The organism is Halobacterium sp. CBA1126 (genome assembly GCF_009741975.1).
GTDB lineage: Archaea > Halobacteriota > Halobacteria > Halobacteriales > Halobacteriaceae > Halobacterium.
In genome coordinates this window covers 1-7,228 of the sequence record NZ_WPCF01000118.1, presented here as the reverse complement: position 1 = coordinate 7,228, position 7,228 = coordinate 1, and the positions used below count along the sequence as shown (strand labels likewise).

The following is a 7,228-nucleotide window of genomic DNA, read 5'->3' as shown; positions in this document are numbered from 1 at the left end:
TGGCGACGCCAAGGCGATGGCGATGAGCACGCGCTGGCGCCATCCCCCCGGAGAACTCGGTGGGGGTACTCCTCGAGCGGGAGGTCGCCTCGGGGATGCCGACCTCGGTGAGGATGTCGACGACGTCCTCGAACACTTCCTCGTCGTGCTCGCGGCCGCCGATCTTCGGGAGGATCTCACGGATGGCGTTCAGCCACGTGTCCCGCTTGCGGTCGCCGTACCGGTGGAGGCGCAGCGACTCGGCGACCTGCTCGCCGACGGTCACCGCGGGGTTCAGCGACGTCATCGGGTCCTGGAAAATCATCCCCATCTCGCCGCCGCGGACCTTCCGCATCGCCTCCTCGGGGGCGTCCGTGAGGTCGAGGACGCCCTCGGTCACGTCCACGTCGGCGACGTCGGCGCCGTCGGCGAGCGCGTCGCGGGCGTCCTCGTCCACGTAGACGAAGCCGTCGGTGGCGTCGTCGAGGGCGGCTTCGAGGTCGTCCGCGACGACGGACTCGGTCGCGCCGTCCGCGAGGCGGTCGGCTGCCTCGCGGAGGTCGGCGGCGAGGTCGGCGGGGTCGTCGTCCGATCGGAGGTCGTCGGCCATCCCGCGGAGTTCGCTGGGCGCCGAATCGACGCCCTCGCCGATGCGGAGGTCGCCGACGACCTCCCAGACGGCGTCCACGAGGTCGAACGGGTACGCGACGACGCTCCCCTCGAAGTCCGCCGCGAGGTCGGCGGCGAGTTCGGTCGCGCGGAAGGTCACGCGGCCGGCCACGACCTCGCCGGGGTCGTCGACGAGGTCCATCGCCGACAGCGCCGTGACGCTCTTCCCCGAACCGGATTCGCCGACGAGGCCGACGGTCTCGCCCTCCTCGATGGTGAGGTCGATGCCGTCGACGGCCTTCACAGCGCCGCGTTCGGTCTCGAACTGCGTCCGCAGGCCGGAGAGGGACAGGAGGTCAGTCACTGGGCAAAATTCGCAGTCCACCCAAGAAATACCTTGCGGGACTTGGGCAACGCTTATCCCCGGCGGTGCCCGCGACACAGACGTGACCGAGAACCCCGCCAGCGGCGGCCCGACGAACCAGCCCAGCGAGGAGGGCTGGGGGGCCGTCGTCGAAGACATGGAGGCGACCGCGGAGGCGTACCGCGAGCGCGGCTGGACGACGCTGGAGCTCCACCCCGGCGACTCCGTGCTCGTCGACTCGGAGTTCCGCACCGGCCTCGACGTCCTGCTGCCCGGCGACGAGTACGAGGACCTCGAAGCGCTCGCCGACGACGCCGCGTTCACCGACGTCGACGTGTTCCAGGCGGCCGCGGGCGCCACGACGTACCTGCTCGTCGTCGAGAAGGACCCGGACAGCGAGACCGCGGTGTTCGTCCCCGCGTACTACGACACCGCCTACTCCGCCGAGAAACTGGACGCGATTCGCGAGGCCGACGAGCTCCGCCTGTTCTGCCGGCGCCTGAACGACGACTACGTGGAGTTCGTCCACGAGAACGCCGACCCGTTCCTCCCCGACCGGCGGGACGCCTAGTCGTCCGCGTCGATTGTGTGCCCGCAGTTCGGGCACTCCGTGCCGTCGTGACGGAGCTCGTCGCTCGCCGAGCGCACGTCCCGCATCACCGACGAGATGCGCTCCTCGGCCTCCAGTTCCTCCTCGACGGCGAGGTCGACGCCCTCCACTTCGAGGAGGAACTTCGCGACCTCCGTCACCTCGTACATCAGGTCGTCGAGCTCGTCGGCGGTGAAGAACCCCGACATCGCGCCGTAGAGGAACGTCGCGCCCGCCATCCGCACCTTGTCCTCGAACGCCGACCGCGCCTGATTGACCGCCTGCGGGCTGTACGTGTCCGTCATGAACGGCACGAGCTCCGGGAGGTTCTCGCCGATCTTCGTCATCTCCACCCCGGTCTCCGTGCGGAAGTCCGCGCAGAGCCGCGCTATCGCCCACTCGCGGGCGGTGATGTACGTGCGGTCCCGGAGGAACTCGTTCACGCGGTCGTACTGCGCGCCGTCCATCTTCGAGAACCGCGCGTACTCGCGGACGTCCTCGGGCACGTCGTCGGCGTCGTCGGTCGGGCCCTCCGCCGACTCGACGGCCGGCGTGAGGTCCCAGTCTGCGGGAGAAGCGCGTTCTGGCATGGCGTAGGGTTGCCGTGTTGAGCGCAAAAGCGTGTCGCCGGGGACTTCGAACGGAGTGAGAAGTCCCCGGACGGACGAGCGGGGAACGCAGTGACCCGCGAGTCCCGGCGAGACTCCGAGCACAGCGAGAAGTCTCGTTACTGCGAGCGACGTGGAACGCTGAACGGAGCGCGAGTCACAGTTCGCGGGTCGCGTCGCTCCCCGCTCACGTCTCCGGAGACGGTTCTCTGCCGGTCACCGTCTCCCAGTTCACGGCTCCCTGCGGTCGCCGTTCACATAGTCAGGGATTCTTCGCTTCGCTCAGAATCCCTCAGCCGAATCCTTTTACTCGGCGGCGCTGACAGTCCGACTATGAAAGTGCTGCTCGGCATCGGCGGTGCAGACGACTCCCTCGACGCGCTCCACGAGACGGTCGAACGGGCGGTCGAGACCGGGGACGAGGTGACGGTGGCGGTCGTGGAGAACCCGGACAGCGACCGGGCGCCGGAGGACCTCGTGGACGTCGCGCGGGAGACGCTGACCGACGCGGGCCTGGAGGCGGACGTGCGGCGGCTCTCGGGCGACCCGGGGAGTAGCATCGTGGAGCTCGCGGAGTCCGAGGAGTTCGACCAGATCGTGCTCGGGGGCGGCCAGCGCAGCCCGATGGGGAAGATCCGCCTCGGGAACATCGCGGAGTTCGTGCTGTTGAACGCGCGCGTGTCGGTGAAGTTGGTGCGTTAGCATGAGTGACGAACGCGCGTACCCCAGCGAGGTCGCGACGGAGTTCCCGCGCCCGCCGCGGGAGTTCGAGGACGCCGAGGGCCGGCCCATCGAAGTGCGGGCGTGGGAGGGCGAGCACGGCCCGGGCGACGACGCCTTCGAGTCGGTCGTGGAGATGTACGTGGAGTTCGACCCGGCGGACCGCGCGCAGGGCGTGCCGCCGGTCGGCGAGGACCGCATCCGGGAGTGGCTGGCGAACCTCTTCGAGCAGGACGGCTACGACGTGCTGGCGTGGCAGGGCGACGAGGTGGCGGGCCACGCGACGCTCGTGCCGGACGACGACTCGACGTACGAGCTCGCCATCTTCGTCCACCAGGAGTACCAGGGCGCGGGCATCGGAACGAAGCTCATCGAGGCGCTGCTGGGCCACGGGCAGGAGCACGGCGCGGAGTACGTCTGGCTGACCGTCGAGCGGTGGAACCGCCCCGCAGTGGCGCTCTACGAGAAGGTCGGCTTCGAGACGGCGGCCGCGGAGAGCTTCGAGATGGAGATGGCGATCCGACTGAATTAATTGGGTGGCGTCGGACGTGCCGACGATGGCCACCCCTAATTGGTCCGACGAGCACGTAACGCGCGCGAACCGGTTCACGCTCCACGTGGTGCTCGCGTGGGTGCTCCTCGTCACGCTGCAGGCGGCCGTGGTGCCGACCGGCACCATCGGGCTGGTGTTCGCGGGCGCGTTCGCGCTCGGCGCGACGTGGCTGCTCGTCCACTCGCTGTTCACGCAGGTCGACCAGTTGACGAAGACGAGAATCGAGGAGGCGAACCGGGCGGGGGCTCAGACTGAGAGGACGGGCTGGCTGGCGTACAGGAGGACGTACTCGGCGGCCTTCTCGAGGACGTCGCCGGTCTCGTCGCGGAGCCCCTCGCGGGGGATGGTGAGGAAGTCGGCGTCGACGTCGGCGGCGCAGTCGAGGATGACGCTGCCGGGGTGCTGGAGTTTCCGGCGCGTGGAGAAGCCGTACGCGATGGTGGCGTCGACGTGGACGCCCTCGGGCGCGAGGTCCTTGACCTCGTTGAGGAACGTCCGGGTCTCGTCGGCGAGCTCGGGTTCGTCCACTTCGCCGGCGTGGATGCCGCGGCTGACCGTCTCGCCGAGGACGTAGAGGGCGTGGGCGTCGGCGTCGTACCGGTCCGCGACCGCGAACGCGTACTCGGCGGCCGTGACCGAGGCGTCGGTCCCGTCCACGGGCACGAGCACGGTGTCCACTTCGAGGCTCATGGCTGCGTCTGCGCGGGCGGGCTACTAAAGCGCTCCGCGTGTGCGGGCCCGACTGCCGCGTGGGTTTAAGGGGCGCGGGCGCCCAGCGTCGGGTATGATAGAGACGGTGGTCATCGCGACCGACGGCTCCGAGAGCGTCGAGCGAGCCGTCGCGGTCGCGCTCGACTTCGCGGAGCGCTTCGACGCGGACGTCCACGCGCTGTACGTCCTGGAGGAGAGCGAGGTCGAGGGCGCGCCCGAGGAGGTCCGCGAGGAGATGCACGACGCCCTCGAGGAGCGCGGCGAGGAGGCCGTCGAGAACATCGCCGCGGACGCCGACCAGGCGGTGACGACGGCGGTCCGCGAGGGGCGGCCGGCCGCGGAGATCAGCCAGTACGCCCGGGACGTGGACGCCGGCGTGGTGGCGACGGGGACGCGGGGCCGCCACGGCGAGAACCGCTTCCTCATCGGGAGCGTCGCCGAGCGGGTCGTGCGGACGTGCCCGGTGCCCGTGTTGACGGTGCGCCAGCTCGACGAGTCAGAGTAGCGGGAGTGCAGCGAGCGTATGACCCAACGCGGGCTTTTTCTTCCGGGCGGACGGTCGTGTAGCCGATGCCCTCCACGAGCCGCCGCCGGTTCCTGGCGGCAGTCGGGACGACCGGGGCCGCGAGCCTCGCGGGGTGTAGCGCGTTCGACGGCGACCGTCCGACCGTGAACACCGGGAGCGGGCTGGCCGCGGACACGAGCCGGGCGCTCAACGACGAGGCCGTCTCCCTCGCGGGCGACGCCGGCGACCTCCCCGAGCCGCCACACACCGCCGAGGCGGTGGCGGACGCGGACGTCGTGCTCGCGACGGCGAGCGCGGACCGGGCGCCCCTCACTCGAGCGCTGCGAACGGGCAAGCCAGTGGCGTTCGCGGGCGGCGACGCACAGAGCGCACTCCGCGGGCTGCTAGAGGACGTCCGCGGGGAGTACACGTTCGGCGTCGAGGCGGTCCGCGCGCGGCCCGTCGAGACGGCCGTGGCGGTGCCGAGCGGGACCGGCACCATCGAGACGTACACGTTCGTCGACGACGGCGGCTGGGCGGACCCGGTGCTCGACCCGCTGGGGTGGGCGCTCGTCGGGCGCGTCCCGGACTGTGACACGTTCACCCCGGAGTCGTCGATGGATTCGGCGTACGACTACGCGGGCGCCGCGCACGTCGTCGGCCGCCTCGAGACCGGGGAAGCGTACGCGGCCCGGACGGTCGCGTCGGTCGCCCGGCAGGACGGCGGCCAGTTCGTCCGCCTGCGTACGACGCTGCACACCGAGGCGAACGACGGGTACGCCGTCGAGGAGGCCGGTCGCAGCGCGGACCTCCCCGACGACCAGCGCCTCCACAGCGTCTACCCGAACCCGCACACGCGCAACGGCGTCCGGGTATCGAACACCTCTGACACCACCCGGAGCCGGTTCGCAATCGAACTGACGCCGGCGTCCGCTCGTGCGCGGAGCGCGCTCACGGGCTGTGGCGGCTTCCGAACCGAGGGGACGGTCGGCTACGACCACCGCTGTGGGTTCCAGTGGAAACGCGACCGGCTGCTCGGCAGCGACCGCCACTACGCGACGGCGACGGGGCGCGGGGAGTGGCGCCTCGACGCCTGACACCCGAACCACGGGGTTCTTTGCGCGGCCGCGCCTCCGTCCGGTATGGAAGACTGGGTCATCGAGGACGAGGAGATGCCGCTGGAGCGGAAGTCCCTGCTCCCCGGCAAGGGCTTCTTCGTTCCGGACAGCATCCACGAGGAGCGCAAGGACATGGAGATTCGCGAGGCGGCCGAGGGCGCGGAGGTGCTCGTCGTGGCCGACCCCGACGCCGACGGGATGGCGTGCGCGGCCATCGTCCGCGAGGTGTACGGCGACGCGGCGCTCGTGCCCGCGGGCCCGCACGAGCTCGAGGACGGCCTGCGGCGGGCCGCGGAGTTCGGCGCGGACGGCGCGACGGTGTTCGTCTGCGACCTCTGCCCGGACGAGTTCCGGTACGTCGACGACGAGCTCGCGTACCTCGTCGAGCACGCCGGCGAGGTCCGGTGGTTCGACCACCACCAGTGGACGGACGAGGTCGCCGAGGCCGTCCGCGAGGCGGGCGTCGACCTCGTCATCGGCGACTCCGAGGAGGAGTGCACCGCGGACGTGGCGGTGCGCTCCATCGACGCGGACCTCCCGCGGTACCTCAAAGAGCTCGCGGCGGTCACCCGCGACCACGACCTCTGGCTGAAGGAGGACCCGCGCAGCGACGACCTCGCGGACTACTCCTACTGGGTGGACACCGACGAGTACATGGAGACCATCCAGGAGCACGGCGCCGACCTCCCCGAGGACGTCATGGAGTTCCTCGAGGAGCGCCGCGTCGAGAAGCACGAACTCATCGACCGCGCGGTCGACCGCGCCGCCATCCGCGAGGTCAACGGCTGGACCGTCGGCGTGACGTACGGCCGCTGCTCGCAGAACGAGGTCGCCGAGGCGCTTCGCGAGCAGGGCGCCGACGCCGCGGTCGTCGTGAAGCCCTCCGGGAGCGCGAGCATCCGCGGCACCGAGGACTTCCAGCGCGCCCACGAGGTCGCCCGGCAGGTCAACGGCGGCGGCCACCCGAAGGCAGCGGGCTGCAAGCCCGACATCTACGAGGACATGCTGGACTACGCGAACCACTGGACGAGCCAGGGCGCGACCGCGAAACAGGTCATCCTCGACGGGTTCCGCAGCCTCGACCGCGAGGACGAGGAGTAGCTAGCGCTCGCCGGCGAGCCACTTGTCGGAGTACGACTCGCCGCAGGAACAGTAGACGTAGGCGTGGATGACGTCGCCCTCCGCGTAGAGGCCGCCGACCTCCTCGTTCTTCGGCTCCGCGAACGAGAACGCGAACTGGGGGCTGTGCTCCTGGGGGCCGTCGCTGGCGTGCGGACAGTCGCCGCCCGCGAGGTCGCGGTCGACGTGTCCGGGGTCGTCCATCGCGGCGGACCCGAAGTCCATCGCGCCCATCCCCGTGATCTTCTGGAAGACGCTGCGGCCGCGCTCGCCGTCGACGACGAGCACGACACCACTGTCGACCCGTTCGGCGTCGTCGCGGTCGGCCAGTTGCTCGACGTCGGAGACGTACG

Annotated in this window: 10 protein-coding genes; 6 read left to right on the top strand and 4 right to left on the bottom strand. The window is 70.8% G+C overall.

Going from position 1 to position 7,228, the window contains the following annotated elements:
• Positions 1-952 (bottom strand): ATP-binding cassette domain-containing protein (locus GJ634_RS13150; RefSeq protein WP_331714177.1); only part of this gene is annotated, 952 nt, incomplete at its 3' end.
• Positions 953-1,034: 82 nt separating this feature from the next.
• Here GJ634_RS13150 and GJ634_RS13145 point away from each other — a divergent pair.
• Complete coding sequence (locus GJ634_RS13145) at positions 1,035-1,523, top strand: hypothetical protein (protein ID WP_197425525.1); 489 nt, start codon at positions 1,035-1,037, stop codon at positions 1,521-1,523.
• On the opposite strand, the gene GJ634_RS13140 is transcribed toward GJ634_RS13145, so the two are convergent.
• Complete coding sequence (locus tag GJ634_RS13140; RefSeq protein WP_157503329.1) at positions 1,520-2,131, bottom strand: DUF5806 family protein; 612 nt, start codon at positions 2,129-2,131, stop codon at positions 1,520-1,522. The two genes, GJ634_RS13145 and GJ634_RS13140, sit on opposite strands and share 4 nt — an antisense overlap.
• Positions 2,132-2,482: 351 nt before the next feature.
• Here GJ634_RS13140 and GJ634_RS13135 point away from each other — a divergent pair, with 351 nt between their 5' ends.
• On the top strand, positions 2,483-2,851 hold the full coding sequence (locus GJ634_RS13135) for a universal stress protein (RefSeq protein WP_157503328.1): 369 nt from the start codon (positions 2,483-2,485) through the stop codon (positions 2,849-2,851).
• A 1-nt stretch (position 2,852) separates the two neighbouring features.
• On the top strand, positions 2,853-3,401 hold the full coding sequence (locus GJ634_RS13130; protein ID WP_157503326.1) for a GNAT family N-acetyltransferase: 549 nt from the start codon (positions 2,853-2,855) through the stop codon (positions 3,399-3,401).
• Between the two features lie 267 nt (positions 3,402-3,668).
• On the opposite strand, the gene GJ634_RS13125 is transcribed toward GJ634_RS13130, so the two are convergent.
• A complete protein-coding gene (locus tag GJ634_RS13125) occupies positions 3,669-4,112 on the bottom strand; it encodes a universal stress protein (protein WP_157503324.1) in 444 nt (147 codons plus the stop codon).
• Between the two features lie 94 nt (positions 4,113-4,206).
• Between GJ634_RS13125 and GJ634_RS13120 the strand changes: the two genes are divergently transcribed.
• From GJ634_RS13120 to GJ634_RS13110, 3 genes are all read left to right on the top strand, one after another.
• Complete coding sequence (locus GJ634_RS13120) at positions 4,207-4,638, top strand: universal stress protein (protein ID WP_157503322.1); 432 nt, start codon at positions 4,207-4,209, stop codon at positions 4,636-4,638.
• A 65-nt stretch (positions 4,639-4,703) separates the two neighbouring features.
• Positions 4,704-5,735: a hypothetical protein gene (locus tag GJ634_RS13115; protein WP_197425524.1), complete on the top strand. Its 1,032-nt coding sequence runs from the start codon at positions 4,704-4,706 to the stop codon at positions 5,733-5,735.
• A 45-nt stretch (positions 5,736-5,780) separates the two neighbouring features.
• The gene (locus GJ634_RS13110) at positions 5,781-6,857 is read left to right on the top strand and encodes a DHH family phosphoesterase (protein ID WP_157503320.1); all 1,077 of its coding nucleotides are present in this window, start codon (positions 5,781-5,783) and stop codon (positions 6,855-6,857) included.
• Here the strand turns inward: GJ634_RS13110 and GJ634_RS15635 are convergent.
• Positions 6,858-7,228: DUF5807 family protein (locus GJ634_RS15635; RefSeq protein WP_197425523.1), on the bottom strand; the 371-nt coding region annotated here is incomplete at its 5' end.

Excerpts from the sequence above, each read along its gene's own strand:
- GJ634_RS13140 (WP_157503329.1), bottom strand. The coding sequence starts at position 2,131 with ATGCCAGAACGCGCTTCTCCCGCAGACTGGGACCTCACGCCGGCCGTC.
- GJ634_RS13135 (WP_157503328.1), top strand. The coding sequence starts at position 2,483 with ATGAAAGTGCTGCTCGGCATCGGCGGTGCAGACGACTCCCTCGACGCG.
- GJ634_RS13130 (WP_157503326.1), top strand. The coding sequence starts at position 2,853 with ATGAGTGACGAACGCGCGTACCCCAGCGAGGTCGCGACGGAGTTCCCG.
- GJ634_RS13125 (WP_157503324.1), bottom strand. The coding sequence starts at position 4,112 with ATGAGCCTCGAAGTGGACACCGTGCTCGTGCCCGTGGACGGGACCGAC.
- GJ634_RS13120 (WP_157503322.1), top strand. The coding sequence starts at position 4,207 with ATGATAGAGACGGTGGTCATCGCGACCGACGGCTCCGAGAGCGTCGAG.
- GJ634_RS13115 (WP_197425524.1), top strand. The coding sequence starts at position 4,704 with ATGCCCTCCACGAGCCGCCGCCGGTTCCTGGCGGCAGTCGGGACGACC.
- GJ634_RS13110 (WP_157503320.1), top strand. The coding sequence starts at position 5,781 with ATGGAAGACTGGGTCATCGAGGACGAGGAGATGCCGCTGGAGCGGAAG.